The organism is Melioribacter sp. (assembly GCF_049325435.1).
GTDB classification, from domain to species: Bacteria; Bacteroidota; Ignavibacteria; order Ignavibacteriales; family Melioribacteraceae; genus Melioribacter; species Melioribacter roseus.
In genome coordinates this window covers 114855-137695 of sequence record NZ_JBMOLD010000015.1, presented here as the reverse complement: position 1 = coordinate 137695, position 22841 = coordinate 114855, and the positions used below count along the sequence as shown (strand labels likewise).

Here is a 22841-nt window from a genome sequence, read left to right as displayed (position 1 = left end):
ATTTATTGTCCTTCCTCGTTATTTTGATTTTCGGGAGTTTCGGCGCTTACAATCACCTTGGCATGACGAATCACTTTGTCTTTATACATATAGCCCGGTTCAACTACGTCCACTACAGTGTGAGGGGGCAAGCCTTCGACAGGCTGCTGCATTAAAGCTTCGTGCATTTCGAAATCGAAAGGTTGGCCTTTGGCTTCTATTTTTTTAACTCCCTGAGCCTCGAGTGTTTTGGTGAATTTATCGAAAACCAGCTCCAAACCTTTTTTCATCGCTTCGTAATTATTGTTTTCGTTCATGTGACCCAAAGAACGTTCCAGATCGTCGTAGACCGCCAAAATATTCTTTATGAAAGGTTCGGCGGCGTATTTAATAATATTGAGCTGGTCTTGTTCGGTGCGTCTTTTATAATTTTCGAATTCCGCTACTTTTCTTAAAAGAGTATCCTTTAATTCAGAATTTTCTTTTTCCAGTTTCTCTAATTTCTCATTTAATTCTTTAATAATATCCTTCTCCTTTTCGCTTTCTTTATTTTCGGATTCTTCCGGACTCTGATTTTGATCGGCTTTATTGAGTTCCTGTTCCTGATTTATTTTAACCTCTTCCTTACTCTTTTTTTGAGCTTTCTTTTTCATAGTCATCTCTGTTTTGTTAACTCCTCGGTTAATTGATTTGCAATATAAACCACGGCTGCGATTATTTTAGAATAATTCATCCTTTTGGGACCCATAATTCCAACGGTGCCCTCAAGGTCTCCTATTTTATATTCTTTCGTTATCATGCTGTATTCGCTCAGTTTTTCGTCCTGGTTTTCTTTTCCGATCGAAATAACCAGGTCGTCTTTTTGGGTTTGCCGCTTCTTATCGAGAACATGTATAATGATGTCTTTGTTTTCAATCAGCTCGATTACGCTTTGAAACTGTTCGTGATCGGCAAACTCCGGCTGCTTAAGTATATTCTTAGCGCCTTTTACAACTACTTTGTCGCTGCTGATGTCAGTAAAAATTCGATCAACCGAATCGAGAAAAACACGGACAATCGGCTTATATTTTGTTTCGTCGATATCTTTAATTCTTTCGGCAATAGTAGAACGTATCTCGGAAAACTTTAATCCGGAGAGTCTTTCGTTCAGAAAGAGTTGAACGGTTTCAATATTTTCCTCTTCAATTTCGGCGTCGAGCTCCAGGGTTATGGTTCTTATCAAACCGGATTGAATGGTAACAACCACTAAAATTCTTGTTGACGACAAACGGACAATCTGAATTCTTTCGAGTTTTGCCTGTTCAATTTTAGGATAGGTTACCATTGCCAGCTGATCGGTAAGATTACTCAAAATGCTGGTCGTAATTTTAAGCAGGTCGTCCGTTTCATAAGAAGGATGCGCGTTCAGATTGGCGTCGATAACCTCTTTCGTTTTCCTGTCGAGATACGGCGGTTCCATCAGCGAATCGACGTAAACGCGATACCCTTTGTCTGTCGGAACCCGTCCGGCAGACGTATGCGGATGGTCCAGGTATCCCAATTCTTCGAGGTCAGCCATAATATTTCGTATCGTAGCCGGCGACAGCCCGATATTATATTTTTTTGAAATATTCCTCGAGCCGACCGGATTTGCGGTCAATATGAACTGATGAATCACAAACCTTAGTATTGCCTTTTCCCTGTCCTTTAACTGATAATCTGACATAACTTTTACCATATAATCTGAAATCGCACCTGCAAAAATACCAAAAATTAACAGAATTATACAGGATTAGATGAAAACTTTAATCAAGCGTTGCGTGTTACAAACTGAGACACAGGAAAGTTTCCATTTTTAATGCTTATATTTGCAGATAAAATTTATCGGGGATTTTAACGTGGCAGTTAACTACAAGGACGCCGGGGTTAATATAGAAGCCGGCGAAAAAACCGTCGACAAAATAAAAGGATATGCCAAGTCGACGTTTAACGAAAACGTATTAAGCGGTATCGGACATTTCGGCGCTTTTTATCAAATTGACCTTAAACGCTGGAAAAATCCCGTTCTCGTTTCGAGCGTCGACGGCGTAGGCACAAAAATTAAAATCGCTTTCAAAATGAACCGTCACGATACAATCGGACAGGATCTCGTAAATCATTGCGTAAACGACATTGCCGTTTGCGGCGCCGAACCGCAATATTTTATGGATTATCTGGCATTCGGAAAACTCGAGCCCGAAAAAGCCGAACAAATCTTCAAAGGATTTTCGATTGCATGCAAAGAAAACGGAGTGGCTCTTATCGGGGGCGAAACCGCCGAGATGCCCGGCCTCTACGCGCCGGACGAATATGACATATCCGGTACGATCGTCGGCATTGTAGAAAAGGAAAAAATCATAGACGGTTCCCGCGTTAAAAAAGGAGACGCGCTCATCGGACTACCTTCGACCGGGTTGCACACAAACGGATATTCGCTTGCCCGAAAAGCGCTTTTCGATAAGTTCAAACCGGAAGACAAATTCGACGAATTCGAAGGCTCCCTCGGCGACGAACTTCTTAAAATCCATAAGTCGTATCTGAAATCGATTAATATTCTGAAAGAAAATTTAAACGTTGCGGCGTTTTCGCACATTACAGGCGGCGGAATAATCGGCAATACGAAAAGAGTGGTTCCCGAAGGGTTGACGATCAAAATCGATTGGAACTCGTGGGAAGTTCCGCCGATATTCAAACTTATTCAAAAAACCGGCGAAATTGACGACGAAGAGATGAGACACGTTTTCAATCTGGGTATAGGGCTCATTGCCATTCTGGACAAAAACGACGTCGACAAAGCTCTCGATTTGCTCAAAACTGCGGGCGAACACGGACGAATTATCGGAGAAATTGTTTAATAATCGGAAATCAAAATGTTTATAGATACTCACGCTCATTTATTCTATCCTAATTTTAACGACGACCTCGAAGAAGTTATCCGAAATGCGCGTCAGGCGGGCGTAGATTACATACTCGTTCCGGCAACCGATCTGGCTTCCGCAGCACAGGCAATTGAACTTGCCGATAAATACGACTTCATTTATGCATCCGTCGGAATTCATCCGCACGATACAAACGAATGGGAAGATTCGTTGATCGACAAGCTGAGAGACCTATCGAAACACGAAAAAATTGTGGCTATAGGCGAAATCGGACTCGATTATTATTACGATTTTTCTCCCCGGGAGAAACAAATTAAAGCTTTCGAAGCGCAAATAGAACTCGCGCTCGAATTGAAGCTTCCCATTATCGTACACAACCGCGAAGCTTCGGACGACATAATGGAGATAATCGAAAAATATAAAGACACTCCTTTGAAAGCCCAGTTCCATTGTTTTTCGGGAAGCCTGGAAGAAGCTCGAAAGTTAATTGAACTGAGACATTTCGTTTCGTTTACCGGCAACATTACTTTCAGCAAGGCAAACACACTCAGAAATATCGTCAAAAAGATTTCCGTTGAAAACATGCTTCTCGAAACCGACTCGCCGTTTATGACTCCGGCGCCTCACAGAGGCAAAAGAAACGAACCTTCTTATATCAGATTAATCGCGGAGAAGATTGCCGAACTCCACGATATAACCGTTGAAGACGTAGCAAGGACGACCAATTATAATGCGTACAAACTTTTCGGCATCGGAAAAAAACCGGAGCTTAGTTATACTTATAAAATCGGCAATTCGCTCTACGTCAACGTTACGAACAGGTGCAATGCCGACTGTATTTTCTGCGACAGAAAAGGCGACGCTGTAATTAACGGCTATAATCTGAAGATGAAAAAATCGGAAGAACCGGAGGCTCGCGTTTATATTAAAGAAATCGGCGATCCGAAGCAATACAAAGAAGTTGTATTTTGCGGCTACGGAGAACCTACAATCAGATGGGACGTTGTAAAGGAAGTTGCCTGTTATGTCAAAGAAAACGGCGGAAAGACTCGACTCAATACCGACGGACACGGAAATTATATTAACAAACGCGATATTACTCCGGAACTCGAGGGATTAATAGACGTAGTATCGATAAGTTTGAATTCCGTCGACCCCGAACAATATGCCAAATTAATGAGAGTCGATCCTTCGATGCACGCAGAGATGCTCGATTTTGCGCGGAAGGCAAAAAAATATTCTAAAGTCGTAATGTCTATTGTGGGCATCAACGGCGTCGACGCGGAAAGAGCAAAAAAATTCGTCGCCGAAGAACTCGGAGTTGAATTCAGAGAAAGAGAATATTTTTAGAAGCCAAAGTGAAAATAAAATTAATTTTATTTATAACTCTATTCTGTTCCACGCTCCATCCTCAGAAATTAGAAAACGACATCCGGCTTAAGCTCGATTCCTTATTGGCAGAGCCTTTCTTCACTTCCACAATTCCAGCTGTCGATATTTACGACCTTACAGACGACAATTGCTTATACGCCAAAAACAACAAACTTCTCTTAAGACCCGCATCAATTACCAAATTGTTTACAGCAGCGGCGGCGTCGATTTTCAACGACGACTTTGAATTCTCAACAGAATTCCACGCTCACGGCGTTTTCGAAGACTCTGTCCTTAAAGGCGATCTTTTCATTAAATGCTCCGCCGATCCTCTTCTTTCGGAAAATGAATTATCGAAATTTATTGTCGAACTCAAAAACAGAGGCGTTACTTCAATCGAAGGAAATATCTACGCGGATATAACGGCGGTCGATACAAGCAAGTGGGGAAAAGGATGGATGTGGGACGACGATCCTTATTCTTTCGCTCCTTATGTTTCCGCTTTCAATTTGAACGGCAATACAATATCAATAATTCTCGAAAATTCTAACGGCAAGATTACTTTCCGTACGATTCCGGAAAGCAGACTGATCAGAATTGTCGACGATATCAACTTTGTTGAATCCGGGAAAAACATAATCGAACCGAAAAGAATTATAAATAACGACACACTAATTATTAAATTGAACGGAGAAATTGATTCCCGATTCACAGCGGATACCATAAACGTAAGCGTCGGCAATCCGAATAAATTTTCTTTAAATCGTTTTACAGAACTTCTCACTCACGAGGGAATAAATTTCGAAGGCAATACCGGGTTCAAAAGGCACGAGAAGTGCGATGATATATTTTACGAAGTCAGAAGAAACATCGACACAGTTCTTACCCGAATGCTCAAGGAAAGCGATAACCTCTGCGCTGAAGCGGTATTAAAAGTAATTTCTTCGTGCTGCTACGAACCTCCTTACACCACCGAAAAAGGAATCGAATTAATTGACAGTTTGATGTCGTTAATCGGTGCAGACGATCGACTCTACAGAATAGTGGACGGATCGGGTTTATCGTTTTACAATTTGATAAATACCGAAACGGTCTCCAAACTGTGGAGATATTTATTTTATAACGAACCCGACATTTTCGTAAAAATCTATAACATGCTTCCCCTTGCCGGTTACGACGGCACGTTGAAGCACAGGACGAAATTAAAAAGGCGCTTCCGCGGCAAGACCGGAACCTTAAGCGGAGTAGGAAATATATCGGGATTCGTACGCGACGGTAATAATCATTTGCTTGCTGTGACAGTTTTTTTTCAAAATTTTATAAACGGCAGAAAAGAAGCGTATAATTATCAGGAAAAGATAATTGAAATTTTGTCAATAAAAGAAGGGACAAAATGAAAACATATAAACAGGTTAATATAACTTCTATACCGCGTAATTACGAATTGCTAAGCGGTTTATTGTGGGATCTTCCGATCGAAGGGATAAACGAAACCGACACCTCTCTTATTATTTATTACGACGCATCCAATCGAATTTCAATCGAGGAGTTCAAAAAAGTTTTGGACGAAGCGGTCAGAAACAATTTAATAGAAAGTTACGAGATATCGGAATCGGAGGTAGAAAACAAAAACTGGAACGAAGAATACGAAAAGAACGTGAGGGTAATTGAAGTTACGGACAAAATAGTGATTAAACCTTCGTTCAAAGAGTATAATTCTCGAGGCGATCAAATTGTTATTACAATCGATCCGAAAATGTCTTTCGGAACAGGCGAGCACCAGACGACCAGATTGATGATCGAAATGATAGAAAAATACGTTTCACCCGGCGCGGCGGCGCTCGACGTCGGGACAGGCACCGGAGTGCTTGCCATTGCCGCCGTAAAATTAGGCGCCGAAAGAGCGCTCGGAATCGACAACGACGAATGGTGCTATTTGAACGGGAATGAAAACATTGTTCTCAACAACGTCGAAGAGAGAGTAAAAATAATACACGGAGAAATAACGGATATCGAAGACGAACAATTCGACATTGTTCTGGCGAACATAAACAAAAACATTTTGATAGAAATTGCAGACGAGATCAAAAAGAAAGTTAAGAAGACCGGATTGGCAATTCTTTCCGGTCTCCTTAATGCTGATGAGAATGATATAGACAATCGTTATGTAAACGTCGGTTTTCGTCCAGTCGATAAAAAATCGATGGGCGAATGGCTTTCGATCGTATATCGCTCAGACCGTTAATTTATCCAGAAGAGCGATTAATTGCTTTTGTTCGCTTTCGGTAAGCCCCGAAGTAAGGGAAGCCAGTTTTTCCATATACTCGGGCAAAATACCTTCGACTTTTTTCCTACCTTCGGGCGTAAGCTCGCCCAGTATAACCCTTCTGTCTTCTTTCGAGTGAACGCGTCGCACGAATCCTTCTTTTTCAAGATTGTCGACAACGCAGGTTATATTGGCGCCGGTTACCATCATTTCGTCGCTGATTCTTTTCAACGGCACCGGACCCGTACGGCTCAATATTTCAAGAACCGCAAACTGCGGAGCGGTTAATTTTTTTTCGAAGACGTATTTTGCCTGGACCTTTCTTATTTTATCGGCTGTACGGTTCAGTTTTTCAATCAGCTTCATTGCTGCTTCTGTTTTTTCTGATGCCATTACTTACTCCTTCGTTTAATTATTACTAACGATAAAATCAGGTCCCCATCCCTCTGAACAGTTTTTAGTATGAACTTTTTTCATCTGAGTAATAACTTATGAAATTTAATTGATAAAAGGAAATTAATTTTTCGTACCTCATTTTCCTTTTTTATATATCTTTAGTACCAAATTAGTATTTTTTTAGTATTTTTCAATGAGAAAATTAAACATAACTTTGATATATAACAATAAAAATTTTTTAGAATTTATTAATTCTTCAAACATTATAAGATCGTATAATAATACAGTCTATTCTTACATAGAAGAAATAGACAGTAACAGTTACAAATCTTTATTTCAAGAAATAAAAGATACCGGCTCTTGGTTTTACTTTAATACTCCTTTCGAAAATAAATCCTACCTTGCATTCGGTAATTTATTTGAAAATGAAACAGAAAAAATTTCAAGACACGAATTCAGCGCCGACATACGAATACCCACCTTCTTTGGAGGAGCAATGTTTCCGATTCCCAGGAAAACGGATTTGTGGAGCGACTTCAAAACAGAAGAATGGTTTGTGCCCGAATTTATACTGATGAAATATGAAAGTAAATACTTTTTGACGACAAATTTAAATGACAGCCTTCTGAATATCCCCGATGTTTCAAATCGTCTTTCTCGTCGATTGAAGGAACTGACGGAAGCTGTCGAGCGAAATGAAAAACATACGGAGCTTAACTCCGGACAAGTCGACTATAATACCTGGCGCATGCAAATAGACGCGGCGCTCGATCAAATAAAAAGCGGTTACGTTGACAAAGTGGTTCTGGCAAGATATCTCGTAAAGACCCTAAAAAAAGAAGCGGAAGTTTCTCAAATAATATTAAATTTGGAAGAAAGATATCCAGACTGTTATATATATTTATGGCGTAGGAAAGGATCTCTTTTTTTCGGAGCTTCGCCCGAAAAATTTATCTCGATAAGAGAGAGTAAATTATCGATCGACGCTCTGGCTGGATCCGCCAAGCGCGGAAAGGACAAGAACGAAGACGAAGAAATTGCCGAAGCTTTATTGAATGACTCTAAAAATTTATTCGAGCATAATGCAGTGCTTTCTTATATATTAGATAGAATAAAAGATTACGCTTCCGATATTAAACATCCCGAACGTCCGAGGATAAAGAAATTGAGAAACATCCAACATTTATGGACTCCCGTCACCGCCGTTATAAATAAAGAAGTTCCAGCCGGCGATTTAACAAAGAGACTCTTTCCCACTCCCGCCGTATGCGGTTTGCCCAAAGAGCGAGCTCTCGGGTTAATTAAAAAATTAGAGACTTTCGACCGCGGGCTTTATTCGGGTATATTGGGCTGGAAGGATGCGGAAGGGAATGCAGAGCTGACGGTATCGATTCGCTCCGGACTGTTAAGAAACAACTTCGTATATCTGTTTGCAGGATGCGGGATCGTCGACGGCTCGGACAGCAAAGAAGAATTCAAAGAGACAGAGCTAAAACTAAAACCAATACTTAATTTATTCTATTCATGAAGATATCTGTAAACCGGAACACTCTTTGGAGTGATTTGTTCGTAAAGAGGCTTGAAAAATTAGGCGTACGGCATGCCACAATTTCGCCGGGTTCACGCAGCACTCCTCTGACGTTAGCATTTACAAATTCAAAAAAAATAAAAACATTTCAGATTGTAGACGAGCGCTCCGCCGCTTTCTTTGCGCTCGGTATGTCTAAAAAAACGGGCTATCCGACCGCTATTGTCGTAACTTCCGGCACGGCGGTGGCTGAAATTTATCCGGCGATAATCGAAGCTTACTATCAGCGCGTTCCATTGATTGTGTGCACAGCCGACCGACCGCCCGAACTCAGAAATACCGGAGCAAATCAAACTATCAATCAGGACAATATTTTTCGAAATCATATTAGATTATTCAGGGACTTGGGACTTCCCGACGTAAAGTACTCAAGATTATTATCTATAATAAAAGCCGCAGACGAGTTGTTTGAAATATCATATAACAAGGACAGAGGTCCAGTTCACATCAATTTCCCGTTTGCCAAACCTTTCGAGCCCGATTCATACACGGACGAAATCGACGGTTCATTATTAGATAAATTATACGGGACGAAGCTTCCCGTTGCAAAACCGTTAAAATACAACAGGACTACATTCGACTACGTTGTCAAAAGCCTGAAAAATCTAAAACGCGGTTTGATAATTCTCGGTTATAACAATTACGACGCAAAATTTATAAAAGCAGTAACACGGTTGTCGAAAAAACTCGGCTATCCGATTTTTGCCGACGCCGCCTCCGGGTATCGTTTCGGAGTCCACAAAAAAGAGATAATAATTGAAAACCTGACTTCCCTGCTTCATTCAAAAAAATTCATAGAGTTCTTTCAACCCGAAATCATCTTACAATTCGGCGGAACTCCTACGTCGAATATTATTCTTCATTTCTACAGGGATTCTTCCGCAAAAAAAATTTTGATCAATCTCTACGGCGACAGGTTCGACCCTTCTTTGACCGCCGAAACAATTCTGAAGATGAAGCCGTACGATTTTTGCGTCAAAGCCCTGGACATTTTGAGAGTCAAACCGGATGATCGCTGGCTCAATAAAATTGTCGAATTCAACAATGCCGCAGGCGAAATAAAAGAATCGTTTTTCAAAAAGAGCAAGTTAACTTTCGAGGGATTAATACCCGACACGGTATTCGGAAATCTCAAAGGCGAATTCGACGTAATGATTTCGAACAGTCTGCCGATTCGGGACAGCGATTTTTTTGCTTCGAAACACGACAACAAGATAACATTGCATTGCAACAGAGGAGCAAGCGGCATTGACGGAATTACTTCGACCGCGCTCGGCATATCCGCTGTTTCGAAATCGCCGACTTTATTAATAACGGGCGACCTGGCATTCTTTCACGACCTAAACGGTCTCCACAACTCAATGAAATTCGGAATTCCTTTGACCGTCATTTTGATCAATAACAACGGAGGGGGAATTTTCGAATCGCTCCCGATTTCGCGCTATAAAAAAATCTGCATGGAAAATTTTATTACGCCTCTTAATTTAAACTTTCGTAAATTTGTCGAAGCATACGGCGGTAAATTTCTTACGGCAAATTCCAAATCGAAGTTTATCCAACATTTGAAAGCCTCGGGCTCACGCCGCCGTCTTACGGTAATCGAAATTAAAACCAATGCCGGCGAATCAAAAAGAATGAGGACGATACTCTGGCAAAGGATAGCGAAAAAAATCGACTTCTTAATTGATGAGGCTGAAAATAGACAACGTCCATATTAATTATATTACGGGCAAAAGAAAAAACTCGTCGGGAATCCCCGTACTCTTCATACACGGGTTTTCGGGCAACTCGAGCGACTGGGAATTTCTGATGGACGGACTGCATTCTTCATTTTATCCCGTAGCCATCGATCTGATAGGACACGGAATGTCCGATTCTCCCGACGACCCGAACATATATACATGCAGCGCGCTTGTAAGGCATATCGATGTTTTAATGAAAGAACTGGGTTATAATAATTTTATACTCTGCGGCTATTCGATGGGCGGCAGAGCGGCTCTTTCATATTCGTTAAAATATCCCGGCAATGTGATTTCGCTTATTCTGGAAAGTACGACGGCAGGTCTGGAAGACTATAACGAGAAGAAAGAGAGGGTTGAATACGATTTTCTTTTAGCGGAAAAGATCAAAAGCAACGGACTCGATAATTTCGTGGATTACTGGTTCGGTCTGCCCCTCTTTGAAAGTCTGAAAAAACTTGATAACTTCGAACAAATAAAGAACAAAAGAAAGCAAAATAATGCTATCGGTTTATCCAATTCCCTTTTGGGATTTAGTACGGGTTTAATGCCGAGTCACTGGTCTAAACTTAATAGCATCGAATTCCCCGTTCTTCTTATCAGCGGGAGCGGCGACCGGAAATACTCAGAAATATCCGGCAGGATGAATAAAATGATACGAACCTCGAAACACGAAATTGTCGAAGGCGCAGGACACAACGTACATTTAGAAAAGCCGGAAGAATTCGTAAATTTGCTCAATTCATTTTTATCAAAAATTATCGACGGAAAAATATCATGAAATTCAACTGGATAAAAGCCAAAGATTATCAGGACATCATCTACGAAAAGATGGACGGCATTGCCAAGATCACCATCAATCGTCCCGAAAAAAGAAACGCATTCAGACCAGAAACCACAAAAGAGTTATACGACGCTTTCAACGACGCCCGCGAAGATTCGTCGATAGGCGTAATTTTACTTACAGGAAAAGGACCCGCCAAAGACGGGAAATACGCTTTCTGCTCGGGCGGCGACCAATCGGTTCGCGGAGATAAAGGTTACGTCGGAAGCGACGGCGTTCCGCGCTTGAATATACTCGACGTTCAAAAACAAATACGAAGTATTCCCAAACCGGTAATCGCGCTGGTGGCAGGTTATGCAATCGGAGGAGGTCATGTTCTTCACGTTGTTTGCGATCTTACAATTGCGGCAGACAACGCAATCTTCGGACAGACCGGGCCGAAAGTCGGAAGTTTCGACGGAGGATTCGGAGCCAGTTATTTAGCAAGAATAGTTGGACAGAAAAAAGCGCGCGAAATTTGGTACCTTTGCCGTCAGTATAACGCCCGCGAAGCTTACGAGATGGGATTGGTAAACAAAGTGGTTCCGGTCGAACAGCTCGAAGAGGAAGGAGTTCAATGGGCTAAAGAAATACTAGAGAAAAGTCCGCTAGCGATAAGACTTCTTAAATCGGCATTCAACGCAGAGCTCGACGGTCAAGCAGGAATTCAGGAATTGGCAGGCAACGCCACTCTACTCTATTATATGACCGACGAAGCCCAGGAAGGCAAGAATGCATATAACGAAAAAAGGAAACCCGATTTTTCAAAATTCCCACGGGTGCCATAGTTATGAGCAATTCTGCAACCGTATCAAAACTTGACGCGTGGATACTTGCCAGTCGACCGAAGACATTGCCTGCCGCGGTAGTGCCGGTTCTTGTAGGCACTTCAATTGCCGTATACGACGGAATGTTTAATCCAGCGGCGGCGCTTTTCGCGCTTTTATGCTCCATCTTGATTCAAATAGGAACAAACTTTGCAAACGACCTTTACGATTATTTACACGGCGCCGACAAAAAAGAAAGGACAGGACCGCAACGGGCGGTAGCGTCAGGACTAATATCTGTTAACGAAATGAAGCTCGCAGTTACGCTTACATTCGGACTCAGTTTCTTGATGGGTCTTTATCTGGTTTATCTGGGCGGCTGGCTGATATTGGTTATCGGCATTGTTTCGATCTTAGCGGGAATTGCATATACCGCCGGACCTCTCCCATTGGCTTATAACGGTTTGGGAGATATTGCAGTATTTCTGTTTTTCGGACTCGTCGGCACAACCGGTACATACTATGTGCAGGCAGCTCGCATTTCTCCGCTTGCATTCTGGGCTTCCGTACCGGTAGGAGCATTGATAACGAATATACTCGTGGTTAATAATTATCGCGACAGAGAAGAAGACAGAATGAACGGCAAGAATACTCTGGCCGTATTAATGGGCGAAAAATTCACTCGATATCAATACGTCTTTTTTATGATTCTCTCTTATGCGGTTTTGTTTGTCGTTTACTTTACCTATAAAAATACTATCGCGGTGTTTTTACCTCTGTTGAGTTTGCCGCTGTCGATAAAATTAATCCGGATGATTTTCACGTTAAAAGGGAAAGATCTAAACCGCACTCTCGAACTTACCGCAAAACTTTCTGCGCTCTACGGAGTTTTATTTGCGGCGGGCATACTCTTATGAAAATAGGTATCGATAAATACTTTAAATACGCACTCAAATTCAAAAAAAAATTTTCAAACGCCGCCGTTTCTTTCAACAAGAAAGAATTTTTAATAATTAAGTTCAATATCGACGATCGCTATTATTCCTTCGGCGAAGTCTGTTTATCTCCGGACGCCGATCCGGAAGATATTATAAAGATTCTGAACTCAATTCTTCCGAATATTCCCGAGCAGACACACGACGCAGCGGAATACTTAAAAAAAATTGAAATTGACGATTCGCTACGTTACGGATTGGAACAACCGCTCCTTTATTATCTGCTTAAGGAAAGGAAAGATTTTTTTAATATAATTCCGGACCCGCGCAATATTAATGTAAATGTCATCATCGATTTGGAAGACATTGACGAGGCATTAAAAAGGATTGAGAAAAAAGTAATAGAAGGATACCGCGTTATTAAAATTAAAGCGGGAAGAGAAGATTTTGATGAAGATTTGAAACTATTAAAAAGAGTCGATTCTCTCTACGGCGACAGTATTGTTCTTCGCCTCGACGTTAACGGCAAATGGAATTACCATACCGCTGTGGAAAGACTTTCTTTATTAAAAAATTTCAACATCGAATACATCGAAGACCCGGCGGACAATCTCGATGACAACTTGAGATTGGCAAAAGAGCAGGGCTTACCTGTCGCGCTCGACCAAACTTTGCCAGGTTTTAACTACGCCTTGGATATCCTTGAAAATTACGACATAAAACATATCGTTGTAAAGCCTTCTATTCGTTTCGGTATTTTTAATACTATCGATTTAATCGATTATGCCCGCGGGCAAAATAAACAAATCGTTATCTCGTCCGCCTTTGAAACGACAATTGGCAAATCCGTTTTGACATTTATTTCCTCTTTTGCTCCCGAGTATACCGCTCACGGTCTCGATGTGTATGACATGCTCGAAGCTTCGTTCTACGATCCCCTGCCGCCTAAAAACGGAAAAATTAAATTCGATTATTCCGCATTTGTTAAAAATTTCGAAAAAGTATTTAATTCTATAGAAACCCGTAAACAGGATAAAATTGATCGGCAACGATAATCATTGGCTTTTATCCGCGGTTCAAAATTCGCCGGACTCAGCAGCAGTAGAATACGACGGACATTATTATACCTACGCGGAAATTTACGAAACGGTTGCAAACATCGCCCGGTCGTTGAAGACCCTTGACATAAAAGAAGGTTCGAAAGCGGCGGTGTTGGCAAAAAATCAATTGAATTTTTTTCTGCTTGTAAACGCTATATGGATCTCCGGCGCGGTCGTTATTCCAATAAATTACCGGCTTACCGAAAACGAATCGGCGGAATTATTAAAGAATATCAAACCCGATATACTGATCTACGACAGCAATCCGGTCGGATTAGATAAAGATATTCCTTCTGTCGAAGCGGAGTTTCTGTTTCAAAATAATCCGGATAAAGAATATACGGCGGCGCGCTTCGATTCGTCGCGGCATGCCGTGATTATTTTGACTTCGGGCAGCGGCGGCAAACCGAAAGGGATTGTTCATACTTTCGATACTATTTACAACAGCGTATTCTCATTTTCGGAATTTTTCAATCCTTCAGAACAATCACGCTGGTTAGCTTCCCTTCCATTGTATCACATCGGCGGTTTTATGATACTATGCCGAGCCCTTCTGCTACGGCACCAAATAAAGCTCCTCCCCGATCCTACTTTCGATCGGATAAAAAAAATATTGCAGGAAGAGACTTTCGATTTTTTATCGTTGGTTCCTACTCAACTGAAAACATTGCTCGACGAGAATTTTAATCCGGTTGCAAAAACTGTTTTTCTCGGAGGCGCTCCCGCCGAAGCAGGATTGGTAAACAGAGCGACAGAACTCGGATGGAATATCGTTAAGGTATACGGGTCTACCGAAACGTGCTCAATGGTAACCGCACTCGAAGTGTATAAACGCCGAGACAAAATCAATTCGTCGGGCAAACCGATGCCCGGCTGTCAAATTGCAGTAATGCAAAACGACAAATTTCTGCCGGCAGGAGAGTGCGGCGAAATTTACGTTAAATCCCCATCCAATTTTGTCGGAATTTTTCATCCGGAAAGAATTTATCGTTCAGAAGAATATTTTCGTACTGGCGACATTGGATTTTTCGACAACGAAGGCTTTCTTTACGTCGAAGGACGCCGGGACGATATAATTATAACCGGAGGAGTTAACGTCAGCTCCGGAGAAGTATTAAAAGCATTGACAAAACTCGAATATATTTCCGACGCTTATGTATTTGCAGAACGCGATGAAAAATGGGGCAGCCGGATTTCAGCCGCAGTGGTCGTCAAGAAAGATTATGATATCGCCGGAACAAAAATTAAAAACGACTTAAAATCTCTTCTCGCGTCATATAAAATTCCCAAGAAACTTTACTTCCTTTCCGAAATCCCCAGAAACGAAATGGGAAAAATAAATTTGGAAAAGTTATCGAAATTATTGAATCAAGTGTAACTCCAGAAGGCGCCGTAGATCGTCCGGAATTTTTATCTTCTTAAAATCGGCGTCGACTACTACATGAACCGTACGTCCCTTGGCTGCAAGCTCTTCCCTGTTATTATATACTTCATAGTTTATTTCGTAGGAAGATTCTTTTACGCCCGATACTCTTACGTTTATGGTTACCGTATCGAACGGCTTTAACGGTTTATGAAAATCGGCTTCGGAATGAATTACCGGCAGAAGAATTTTCTCGCTCGTAAAATATTTCTTTAAATTGTTCTTTATTAAAAAGTCCTCGTATGCGGCATGCAAATATCTGAACAAATTCCCGAAGAATAATACTCCAGCTGGGTCCGAATCGTAAAAGCGTATTGTCCGTTTAATTGTGTGCATACTTATTACCCATTTAATTTTATTAGCTTTATATTTGTCCCGACAAATTTGACTCCGATTATGAAGTACAAATTAATAAAAATAACATTCTTCTTCTTTATTCCGGTAATATTATACGCACAATCTAAACCGGAACTCAGAAAAGAATTCTACGAAAACGGACGGATCAAAGCCGAAGGTTATTACGTCGACGGGAAAAAAGAAGGCGTCTACCGTGAATATTATGAGAGCGGTCAGCTCTGGAAAGAATGGAATTTCAAAAACGGTCTCGAAGAAGGAATTTCCGTCTGGTATTTCGAAGACGGTACGAAGAGCATGGAATGGAATTACGTCAACGGCAAACTGGAAGGCGTTTCGCGATGGTATTACGAAACAGGCGAATTGTGGGCGGAGCCAAATTATGTAAACGATAAATTGGAAGGATTCAGTAAAACTTATTACAAAAGCGGCGCGGTTCAGGGAATCTGGAGCTACAAAAACGGTAAGCTGAACGGCGTATCAAAAATATTTTACGAAAACGGGCAACTCGAAGTAGAAAGAAATTATGTGGACGACAAACTGGAAGGAGTCAGCCGCGTTTATTACGACTTCGGAGTAGTGGCGCTCGAAGCTAACTATAAAAACGACCGGCTCGACGGCAATTCGTATTTTTATTATCCAGACGGCTCTATTAAAGTAATCGACACTTATGACAGCGGACAGATTGTAAAACGGGAAAGATACGACGTAGGCGGCAAGTTCGACAAAGTCGAAGAAAGTTTTTCGGAATATTACGACAACGGAGCTTTGAGAGCTATTCTCAATTTCAAAGAAGGCAACCTCGACGGTAAAATTCTACGCTATTACGATTCAGGATTCATCAAAGAAGAAATCGACTATAACTCCGGCCAGCCGGAAGGCGAAGCGCGGTTTTATTACGACGACGGTATTCTGAAAGAAGTAGTTAATTTCATCTTCGGCATGAAAAACGGCATTGCAATCTTATTCGATGAAGACGGCGTTAAAACAGCCGAGATTAATTATGTTAACGGAATTCGCGAAGGCGAAGCTAAAACATTTTATTCCACCGGGGAATTAAAAAGCGTTATGTTTTATAAAAACGACAAACTCTCCGGCGACGTAAAAACTTTCTACAAAAACGGAAATATAAAAGCCGAGGAACATTTCAAGGACGGATTGCGGCAGGGCATTTCCAAATATTATCACCCGGACGGTACGCTTGCAGACTTCATTACCTATAAAGACAACCTGATTAACGGCAAAGTTTTCACTTACGATCCCGAAGGCAATCTTATTGGCGAACTGTCTTTTAAAGAAGGCGAGCTAATCGAATAACGTTGCTTTATCCGAATAATTCGTTTTCAACTATTTCGCAGATTATGTGTGCGATTGTAATATGTCCTTCCTGAATCCTCTGAACGTTTTCAGACGGAACGACAATCGCGTTATCGACCAGCGATTTTAATTTGCCGCCGCTTCCTCCGAGCAGACCGATCGATTTCATTCCTTTTTTCTTTGCCATGTCTACGGCTTTAATAACATTAACTGAATTGCCGCTCGTTGAAATTGCAATAAGAATATCTCCCTCGCTGCCGAGGCCTTCGACGTTACGCGCAAATATATTTTCGAATCCGATATCGTTTCCGCCCGCCGTCAAATTCGAAGAATCTGTCGTCAAAGCAATTGCGGGCAAAGCCGGTCTTTCGATATGATGACTGAGCCGTACCATCAATTCTGTTGCAATATGCTGACTGTCGGCGGCGCTGCCTCCGTTTCCGCATAACAATACTTTCCTGCCTTTTCTATAAGCTTCTTTTATCATGTCGGCGGCTTTAAGAATGTCTTCGGTGCATTTTTGTTCAATTTTTAATTTGGTATCGGCGCTTTCCTGCAAGGAATTCCGTAAAAATTGATTTCTGTTGAACATTCTGTATATTTCCTGTTATTATTGTTTCCAAAAATAACAAACTTTTAATTATCGGGAAGATACAATGGGTAAAAAGAAAAATAAAATCGACATTAAGGAATTTCCCCTTTTCTGCGATTACACGTGTAAATTTGCCGATTTTACAAATCCCGAAGCAATAGGAGCTTGCAGAAAAGATCTCGCTGTCTGGTGCAAACATTTCAAGAGGTACAACAATAAAAACAATAAATGTCTGGCCGGGAAATGATTGATAAACGAGTCGGTTCCTTTGGTTAAATCTGACGGATTTCATAAGTTTAATTTATCATTACAAAAACGTTATGACAAAATCGAAAAAACTACTTTTCTGGATTATTGCTTTTTTAATAACGGTATCGTCGGCGGTCTATCAACGAATGACCGGCCCCACCTATCCTTACAAAAACAAAATTGAATTTGCCGGCAGAACAATTGAATACAAATTGCTCAGAAGCCACAGCTCGTCTAGCGATTATCGAATTTCAATCGATACAAAAGGAGGCGGGATAACGGGCGCGCTTTTCTGGCGCAGGTATAAGTTCGATAAAGAATACAATAAAGTTGAGATGACAGGCGATTCGATTCTGACAGCTTATCTGCCCAAGCAGCCTCCGGCGGGCAAACTCGAATATTATATTGCACTCCACAATAAAAATGAATCGATTTATCTCCCCCCGGACAAAACGGTTGTAATTCGTTTCAAAGGCGATGTGCCTGCAAGCATATTGATTCCTCACGTGATCATCATGTTTACGGCTATGTTATTCGGCGCGCGGGCGGGCATGGAAGGTTTTGTTAAAAACGGGAATTTGAAATTTTATACGCTAACTACAATAATTCTTTTGTTTGCGGGCGGTTTTATTCTCGGACCTCTTATGCAATATTACGCTTTCGGAGAATTCTGGACCGGCTTTCCGTTCGGATACGATTTAACAGACAATAAGACTCTCGTTGCAATGTTCGGCTGGATTATTGCATATCTGAAATTGAAAAAATCTCCGAGACCGGAAAGATGGGTGATCGGGGCAGCGTTACTGATGTTCATAGTTTATCTTATTCCTCACAGCGCTCTGGGATCGGAACTCGACTACAGCAAGTTGAACGACGGTTATTAACTTACATAAATACAATCCTAATAAAAACAGGAGTAATGTATGAACGAGACTCCAAACACAAACGGACTCCCGTCAAACGCCTACAGGGAATTAAAACCCGGCGAAAAATATATTCCGGTTATGCTTTCGGACAAAGAATATCCGGAAGTAACTCCCTACTCGGTCATTACCGGAATAATAATGGCGATTATTTTTACCGCAGCGGCGGCTTATCTGGGATTAAAAATCGGACAGGTTTTCGAAGCGGCAATTCCTATTGCTATACTTGCGGTCGGTCTTTCAGCGGCATTGAGAAAGAAAGGCGCTCTGGGACAGAATGTGATCATTCAATCGATCGGCGCGACATCGGGCACAATTGTAGCCGGGGCAATATTTACTATTCCCGCTCTCTATATACTTGAACTGGAAGCCGAATTTTACAAAATTTTTCTGGCATCAGCCTTGGGCGGTTTTCTCGGTATTCTGTTTCTTATTCCTTTCAGAAAATATTTCGTTTCGGAAATGCACGGTAAATTCCCCTTTCCCGAAGCCACCGCAACGACCGAGGTTCTGGTAGCGGGCGAAAAAGGCGGCAAACACGCCATTGTGCTGGTGGTTGCCGGTTTAATAGGAGGCATTTACGATTTCGTCGTGGCTACTTTCGGCTGGTGGAGCGAACTGTTTACTACCAAAGTAATTCCCGTCGGACAGTCGATTGCAGATAAAATCAAACTCGAATTCAGACTAAGCGTAAGTTCCGCCATCCTCGGACTCGGATACATTATCGGATTGAAATATTCGGCTTTAATTACGGCGGGTTCTTTTCTTTCGTGGTTTGTTATAATTCCGGTAATAGCATACTTCGGCGATTATATCACCACTCCAGTCGGCGCAAATATAAGTTTATTGATTAAGGATATGTCAGCCGAACAAATTTTCAGAAATTATGTGCGCCATATCGGCATCGGCGGTATTGCCATGGCGGGATTTATCGGAATCATTCGCTCATCGGGAATTATTAAAAAAGCTTTCTCTCTCGGATTCCAGGAACTCTTCGGAAAAAAAGTTAACGAGAACAGCGAGCGAACTCAAAGAGATTTACCGATGAAGATTATTTTCGTCGGACTTTTTATTACCACCATTTTAATATTCATTTTCTTCTTTTTCGGAGTTGTAAACAACCTGTTCCATGCGCTTATCGGACTATTAATTGTTTTAATCATATCATTTCTTTTCACAACCGTGGCAGCGACTGCTATTGCAATCGTGGGAACCAATCCCGTTTCGGGTATGACATTAATGACTTTGATACTTTCATCCGTAGTGCTTGTTTCGGTCGGACTTACCGGTCCGGCGGGAATGGTCTCGGCATTAATAATAGGCGGCGTAGTATGCACAGCCCTGTCGCAGGCTGGAGCTTTCATAACTGACCTTAAAATCGGTTACTGGCTCGGCTCGTCGCCGTACAAACAGGAAAAGTGGAAATTCGTAGGCACTATTTTTTCCGCCGCCACGGTAGCATGGATCATAATGGTATTGAACGAAACTTACGGATTCACGGGAGAAAACGCGCTCGTAGCGCCGCAGGCAAACGCTATGGCTGCTGTAATCAAACCGTTGATGTCAAATCAACCTGCGCCGTGGCTGCTTTATCTGGCGGGAGCCCTTCTGGCGCTCATTCTTACAATGATAAAAATTCCCGCTCTTCCTTTTGCGCTCGGCATGTATATTCCGCTTGAATTGAACACTCCGCTTCTCGTGGGAGGTTTAATTGCGCATTTTGTATCGACTCGCAGTAAAGACGAACAACTAAACAACTCCCGTCGCGAAAGAGGAACTCTGATCGCTTCCGGATTTATTGCAGGAGGCGCTCTCTTTGGGGTTCTTAGCGCAATACTCCGATATATCGGATATAACTGGGTTAATCATGATTGGCAGGAATCGCACGCCGCCGAATTGCTCGCAATCATTATGTTTTCTTTAATAAGCGTCTATATGATCTGGGATTCGCTCAGAGCTCGAAAAGGCGAATAATTTTGAAAATTAAATACGGATTACTATTATGAAAGCCAAAGTTTTTCTAACACTAATAATGGTATTTGCTATGCTCCAAAACGGTAAATCGCAGACGCTCGAAAGAAACGAAGCGCCCGATAAATACAAATGGGATAATTCCATACTCTATAAAAGCGTCGAAGATTGGGAGAAAGAACACGACCGGTTAGAAACTGAAATCGAAAAATTCTCGCAGTATAAAGGCGCTCTCGGAAAAAGCGCGGACGTTCTATACAGCGCTCTTAGAACTTATTTCGACCTGCTGAAAGATTATTATAAACTTTCGGATTATGCATTCCGCGTTGCGGATGAAGACCTCAGAATAAGTTCGAACCAGGCGCTGAATCAAAAAGCCACTACGCTCGGCACCAAATTTTCCGAAGTCACTTCATTTGTCAATCCCGAAATTTTGAAAGTGGGACGGGAAAAAATAGAACGCTTTCTATATGAGAAAAAGGAATTGGACGAATTCCGATTCTACTTGATGGACATACTACGTCTCGAAGATCATACGCTTTCCGAAAACGAGGAAGCAATTTTGGCAAGCGCGGGTTTGATGACTTCGACTCCCGGCGAAGTATACAGCATATTCGACAACGCCGAAAAACCGAATGCCGTAGTTATACTTTCGACCGGCGAGGAAGTCGAATTAACTTCGGCTAACTATACGAAATATAGAACTGTCGAAAACCGCGCAGACCGTCAACTGGTGATGCAGTCGACATTCGAAAATTACAAGAAATTCCGAAATACAATCGGCGCAAATTTGGTCGGCAAGTTAAAAGCCGATTATTTCTACGCTAAGAACAGAAAATACAATTCCGTTCTGGAAAGTTCTCTCAACGTCAACAATATTCCCGTCTCCGTATACGAAACTCTGATCGAACAGATTCATAAAAATCTTCCGACGCTTCATCGATTCCTCGAACTCAAAAGAAGAATGCTCGGAGTCGATACTCTTCATTATTACGATCTTTACACTCCGCTGGTTAAATCGGTTGAATTCAAATACGACGTGGAAGAAGGTCAAAAATTATTACTCGACGTTTTCAAACCGCTCGGCGAGGAATACGTCAACACAGTCAAAAAAGCATTCGAGGAAAGATGGATCGATTTCATACCGAACAAAGGAAAACGGAGCGGCGCTTATTCTTCCGGAGCGGCTTACGATTTTCATCCGTACATACTGATGAACTGGACGGACGATTACGAATCGGTTTCGACTCTTGCTCACGAATTGGGTCATACAATGCACAGCTATTTTTCAAACAAACACCAGCCGTTCGTAAACGCTCAATATTCGATATTTGTTGCCGAGATTGCTTCGACAATAAACGAGACATTGCTCAATAATTATATGGTAAGCAACGTCAAATCCGACGAAGAGAAACTCTATCTGCTGGGTTCTTATCTCGATTTGTTAAGAACTACTATTTTCAGACAGACTTCATTTGCCGAGTTCGAATGGGAAATCCACAAACGAGTGGAAAACGGCGAGCCTCTTACCGGCGACGATTTGAGTAATATTTATTACGATATAGTCAAAAAATATTACGGCGACGACAAAGGAGTATGCGTAGTTGATCCGTACGTCGCATACGAATGGGCATACATTCCCCATTTTGTCCACTACACTTATTATGTTTATCAGTATTCGACGTCGTTAATCTACGCCACTGCTTTTGCCGAAAAAATTGTCAACGAAGGGCAGCCGGCGGTAGACAAATTTTACCATATATTGAAAGGCGGCAGTTCCGAATATCCGATCGATTTAATTAAAAAGGCGGGCATCGATCCGCTCTCCTCGGAAGCATTCGATCTTACAATGGCTAAGATGAATAAAGTGATGGACATGATGGAAGAGATTCTCGAAAGGAGACAAAATTAAAAACAGCCAGCCCCGCACTGCGGGGCTTCCAATAACTATGGGTCAACTAGCCCTTTTTATTAGTTCAAGTTCAGTTTTCTCAATGCCATTCCGATTGCGGTTTCAACGGAGTAACGTTCGTCGAGATATTCAATTACCAATTTGCAAAACTTTTCTTTATATCTCTTCGGTATCAAAACTCCGTAAAACGCAGCGGCTAATTCTAATAACTTGTTCATTTTAATATTCCCGAATCTCTG

Annotated in this window: 22 protein-coding genes; 16 read left to right on the top strand and 6 right to left on the bottom strand. The window is 41.7% G+C overall.

Going from position 1 to position 22841, the window contains the following annotated elements; translation table 11 throughout:
- Window positions 1–2: 2 nt before the first annotated feature.
- Window positions 3–632 carry a nucleotide exchange factor GrpE gene (gene grpE / locus ACOYVE_RS12540; RefSeq protein WP_157867344.1) on the bottom strand — a complete coding sequence of 210 codons (630 nt, stop codon included), beginning with the start codon at window positions 630–632 and terminating at the stop codon, window positions 3–5.
- Between the two features lie 2 nt (window positions 633–634).
- Window positions 635–1684, bottom strand: coding sequence for a heat-inducible transcriptional repressor HrcA (gene hrcA / locus ACOYVE_RS12535; RefSeq protein ID WP_041356414.1), 1050 nt, complete (start codon window positions 1682–1684; stop codon window positions 635–637).
- 172 nt (window positions 1685–1856) lie between these two features.
- On the opposite strand from hrcA, the gene purM reads away from it, so the two are divergent.
- Genes purM through prmA form a run of 4 tightly spaced genes read left to right on the top strand, consistent with a single transcriptional unit; the run spans window position 1857 to window position 6492 of the window.
- Window positions 1857–2852: a phosphoribosylformylglycinamidine cyclo-ligase gene (gene purM, locus ACOYVE_RS12530; protein WP_014856127.1), complete on the top strand. Its 996-nt coding sequence runs from the start codon at window positions 1857–1859 to the stop codon at window positions 2850–2852.
- A 15-nt stretch (window positions 2853–2867) separates the two neighbouring features.
- Window positions 2868–4226, top strand: coding sequence for a TatD family hydrolase (locus tag ACOYVE_RS12525; RefSeq protein WP_014856126.1), 1359 nt, complete (start codon window positions 2868–2870; stop codon window positions 4224–4226).
- Window positions 4227–4234: 8 nt separating this feature from the next.
- Window positions 4235–5644, top strand: coding sequence for a D-alanyl-D-alanine carboxypeptidase/D-alanyl-D-alanine endopeptidase (gene dacB / locus ACOYVE_RS12520; protein WP_014856125.1), 1410 nt, complete (start codon window positions 4235–4237; stop codon window positions 5642–5644).
- Window positions 5641–6492 carry a 50S ribosomal protein L11 methyltransferase gene (prmA, locus tag ACOYVE_RS12515; RefSeq protein WP_014856124.1) on the top strand — a complete coding sequence of 284 codons (852 nt, stop codon included), beginning with the start codon at window positions 5641–5643 and terminating at the stop codon, window positions 6490–6492. Before dacB ends, prmA begins: the two co-directional genes overlap by 4 nt.
- On the opposite strand, the gene ACOYVE_RS12510 is transcribed toward prmA, so the two are convergent.
- The gene (locus ACOYVE_RS12510; protein WP_014856123.1) at window positions 6481–6906 is read right to left on the bottom strand and encodes a MarR family winged helix-turn-helix transcriptional regulator; all 426 of its coding nucleotides are present in this window, start codon (window positions 6904–6906) and stop codon (window positions 6481–6483) included. The two genes, prmA and ACOYVE_RS12510, sit on opposite strands and share 12 nt — an antisense overlap.
- A gap of 196 nt (window positions 6907–7102) precedes the next feature.
- Between ACOYVE_RS12510 and ACOYVE_RS12505 the strand changes: the two genes are divergently transcribed.
- From ACOYVE_RS12505 to ACOYVE_RS12475, 7 genes are read left to right on the top strand one after another with little or no spacing between them, the layout of a single operon-like run.
- Window positions 7103–8437 (top strand): isochorismate synthase, encoded by a 1335-nt coding sequence (locus ACOYVE_RS12505; protein ID WP_014856122.1) that lies wholly within the window; start codon window positions 7103–7105, stop codon window positions 8435–8437.
- A 35-nt stretch (window positions 8438–8472) separates the two neighbouring features.
- Window positions 8473–10215, top strand: a complete 1743-nt coding sequence (menD, locus tag ACOYVE_RS12500) for a 2-succinyl-5-enolpyruvyl-6-hydroxy-3-cyclohexene-1-carboxylic-acid synthase (protein WP_422882261.1) — start codon at window positions 8473–8475, stop codon at window positions 10213–10215.
- Window positions 10184–11017, top strand: coding sequence for a 2-succinyl-6-hydroxy-2,4-cyclohexadiene-1-carboxylate synthase (menH, locus tag ACOYVE_RS12495; RefSeq protein ID WP_014856120.1), 834 nt, complete (start codon window positions 10184–10186; stop codon window positions 11015–11017). Before menD ends, menH begins: the two co-directional genes overlap by 32 nt.
- Complete coding sequence (gene menB / locus ACOYVE_RS12490; protein WP_422882259.1) at window positions 11014–11847, top strand: 1,4-dihydroxy-2-naphthoyl-CoA synthase; 834 nt, start codon at window positions 11014–11016, stop codon at window positions 11845–11847. Before menH ends, menB begins: the two co-directional genes overlap by 4 nt.
- A 2-nt stretch (window positions 11848–11849) precedes the next feature.
- Entirely contained in the window at window positions 11850–12743 is an 894-nt protein-coding gene (locus ACOYVE_RS12485; protein WP_041355990.1) for a 1,4-dihydroxy-2-naphthoate polyprenyltransferase, read from the top strand.
- Window positions 12740–13816 (top strand): enolase C-terminal domain-like protein, encoded by a 1077-nt coding sequence (locus tag ACOYVE_RS12480; protein ID WP_422882257.1) that lies wholly within the window; start codon window positions 12740–12742, stop codon window positions 13814–13816. Before ACOYVE_RS12485 ends, ACOYVE_RS12480 begins: the two co-directional genes overlap by 4 nt.
- A complete protein-coding gene (locus tag ACOYVE_RS12475) occupies window positions 13800–15239 on the top strand; it encodes a class I adenylate-forming enzyme family protein (protein WP_014856116.1) in 1440 nt (479 codons plus the stop codon). Before ACOYVE_RS12480 ends, ACOYVE_RS12475 begins: the two co-directional genes overlap by 17 nt.
- Here the strand turns inward: ACOYVE_RS12475 and ACOYVE_RS12470 are convergent.
- On the bottom strand, window positions 15222–15620 hold the full coding sequence (locus tag ACOYVE_RS12470) for an acyl-CoA thioesterase (RefSeq protein ID WP_014856115.1): 399 nt from the start codon (window positions 15618–15620) through the stop codon (window positions 15222–15224). The genes ACOYVE_RS12475 and ACOYVE_RS12470 overlap by 18 nt on opposite strands.
- Before the next feature lie 60 nt (window positions 15621–15680).
- On the opposite strand from ACOYVE_RS12470, the gene ACOYVE_RS12465 reads away from it, so the two are divergent.
- Entirely contained in the window at window positions 15681–16955 is a 1275-nt protein-coding gene (locus ACOYVE_RS12465) for a toxin-antitoxin system YwqK family antitoxin (protein WP_157867342.1), read from the top strand.
- A gap of 7 nt (window positions 16956–16962) precedes the next feature.
- Here ACOYVE_RS12465 and ACOYVE_RS12460 read toward each other — a convergent pair whose 3' ends face one another.
- Entirely contained in the window at window positions 16963–17547 is a 585-nt protein-coding gene (locus ACOYVE_RS12460; protein WP_014856113.1) for a D-sedoheptulose-7-phosphate isomerase, read from the bottom strand.
- A gap of 64 nt (window positions 17548–17611) precedes the next feature.
- Here ACOYVE_RS12460 and ACOYVE_RS12455 point away from each other — a divergent pair, with 64 nt between their 5' ends.
- From ACOYVE_RS12455 to pepF, 4 genes are all read left to right on the top strand, one after another.
- Window positions 17612–17794 carry a hypothetical protein gene (locus ACOYVE_RS12455; protein WP_041355988.1) on the top strand — a complete coding sequence of 61 codons (183 nt, stop codon included), beginning with the start codon at window positions 17612–17614 and terminating at the stop codon, window positions 17792–17794.
- Window positions 17795–17867: 73 nt separating this feature from the next.
- On the top strand, window positions 17868–18680 hold the full coding sequence (locus ACOYVE_RS12450) for a hypothetical protein (protein ID WP_014856112.1): 813 nt from the start codon (window positions 17868–17870) through the stop codon (window positions 18678–18680).
- Window positions 18681–18719: 39 nt separating this feature from the next.
- Window positions 18720–20693 carry an OPT family oligopeptide transporter gene (locus ACOYVE_RS12445; protein WP_014856111.1) on the top strand — a complete coding sequence of 658 codons (1974 nt, stop codon included), beginning with the start codon at window positions 18720–18722 and terminating at the stop codon, window positions 20691–20693.
- A gap of 28 nt (window positions 20694–20721) precedes the next feature.
- On the top strand, window positions 20722–22602 hold the full coding sequence (gene pepF, locus ACOYVE_RS12440) for an oligoendopeptidase F (RefSeq protein WP_014856110.1): 1881 nt from the start codon (window positions 20722–20724) through the stop codon (window positions 22600–22602).
- 59 nt (window positions 22603–22661) lie between these two features.
- On the opposite strand, the gene ACOYVE_RS12435 is transcribed toward pepF, so the two are convergent.
- The gene (locus ACOYVE_RS12435) at window positions 22662–22820 is read right to left on the bottom strand and encodes a hypothetical protein (RefSeq protein WP_157867340.1); all 159 of its coding nucleotides are present in this window, start codon (window positions 22818–22820) and stop codon (window positions 22662–22664) included.
- Window positions 22821–22841: the final 21 nt, after the last annotated feature.

Excerpts from the sequence above, each read along its gene's own strand:
- grpE (WP_157867344.1), bottom strand. The coding sequence starts at position 632 with ATGAAAAAGAAAGCTCAAAAAAAGAGTAAGGAAGAGGTTAAAATAAAT.
- hrcA (WP_041356414.1), bottom strand. The coding sequence starts at position 1,684 with ATGTCAGATTATCAGTTAAAGGACAGGGAAAAGGCAATACTAAGGTTT.
- ACOYVE_RS12525 (WP_014856126.1), top strand. The coding sequence starts at position 2,868 with ATGTTTATAGATACTCACGCTCATTTATTCTATCCTAATTTTAACGAC.
- prmA (WP_014856124.1), top strand. The coding sequence starts at position 5,641 with ATGAAAACATATAAACAGGTTAATATAACTTCTATACCGCGTAATTAC.
- ACOYVE_RS12510 (WP_014856123.1), bottom strand. The coding sequence starts at position 6,906 with ATGGCATCAGAAAAAACAGAAGCAGCAATGAAGCTGATTGAAAAACTG.
- ACOYVE_RS12505 (WP_014856122.1), top strand. The coding sequence starts at position 7,103 with ATGAGAAAATTAAACATAACTTTGATATATAACAATAAAAATTTTTTA.
- menH (WP_014856120.1), top strand. The coding sequence starts at position 10,184 with ATGAGGCTGAAAATAGACAACGTCCATATTAATTATATTACGGGCAAA.
- menB (WP_422882259.1), top strand. The coding sequence starts at position 11,014 with ATGAAATTCAACTGGATAAAAGCCAAAGATTATCAGGACATCATCTAC.
- ACOYVE_RS12485 (WP_041355990.1), top strand. The coding sequence starts at position 11,850 with ATGAGCAATTCTGCAACCGTATCAAAACTTGACGCGTGGATACTTGCC.
- ACOYVE_RS12480 (WP_422882257.1), top strand. The coding sequence starts at position 12,740 with ATGAAAATAGGTATCGATAAATACTTTAAATACGCACTCAAATTCAAA.
- ACOYVE_RS12470 (WP_014856115.1), bottom strand. The coding sequence starts at position 15,620 with ATGCACACAATTAAACGGACAATACGCTTTTACGATTCGGACCCAGCT.
- ACOYVE_RS12465 (WP_157867342.1), top strand. The coding sequence starts at position 15,681 with ATGAAGTACAAATTAATAAAAATAACATTCTTCTTCTTTATTCCGGTA.
- ACOYVE_RS12460 (WP_014856113.1), bottom strand. The coding sequence starts at position 17,547 with ATGTTCAACAGAAATCAATTTTTACGGAATTCCTTGCAGGAAAGCGCC.
- ACOYVE_RS12455 (WP_041355988.1), top strand. The coding sequence starts at position 17,612 with ATGGGTAAAAAGAAAAATAAAATCGACATTAAGGAATTTCCCCTTTTC.
- ACOYVE_RS12450 (WP_014856112.1), top strand. The coding sequence starts at position 17,868 with ATGACAAAATCGAAAAAACTACTTTTCTGGATTATTGCTTTTTTAATA.
- ACOYVE_RS12445 (WP_014856111.1), top strand. The coding sequence starts at position 18,720 with ATGAACGAGACTCCAAACACAAACGGACTCCCGTCAAACGCCTACAGG.
- pepF (WP_014856110.1), top strand. The coding sequence starts at position 20,722 with ATGAAAGCCAAAGTTTTTCTAACACTAATAATGGTATTTGCTATGCTC.
- ACOYVE_RS12435 (WP_157867340.1), bottom strand. The coding sequence starts at position 22,820 with ATGAACAAGTTATTAGAATTAGCCGCTGCGTTTTACGGAGTTTTGATA.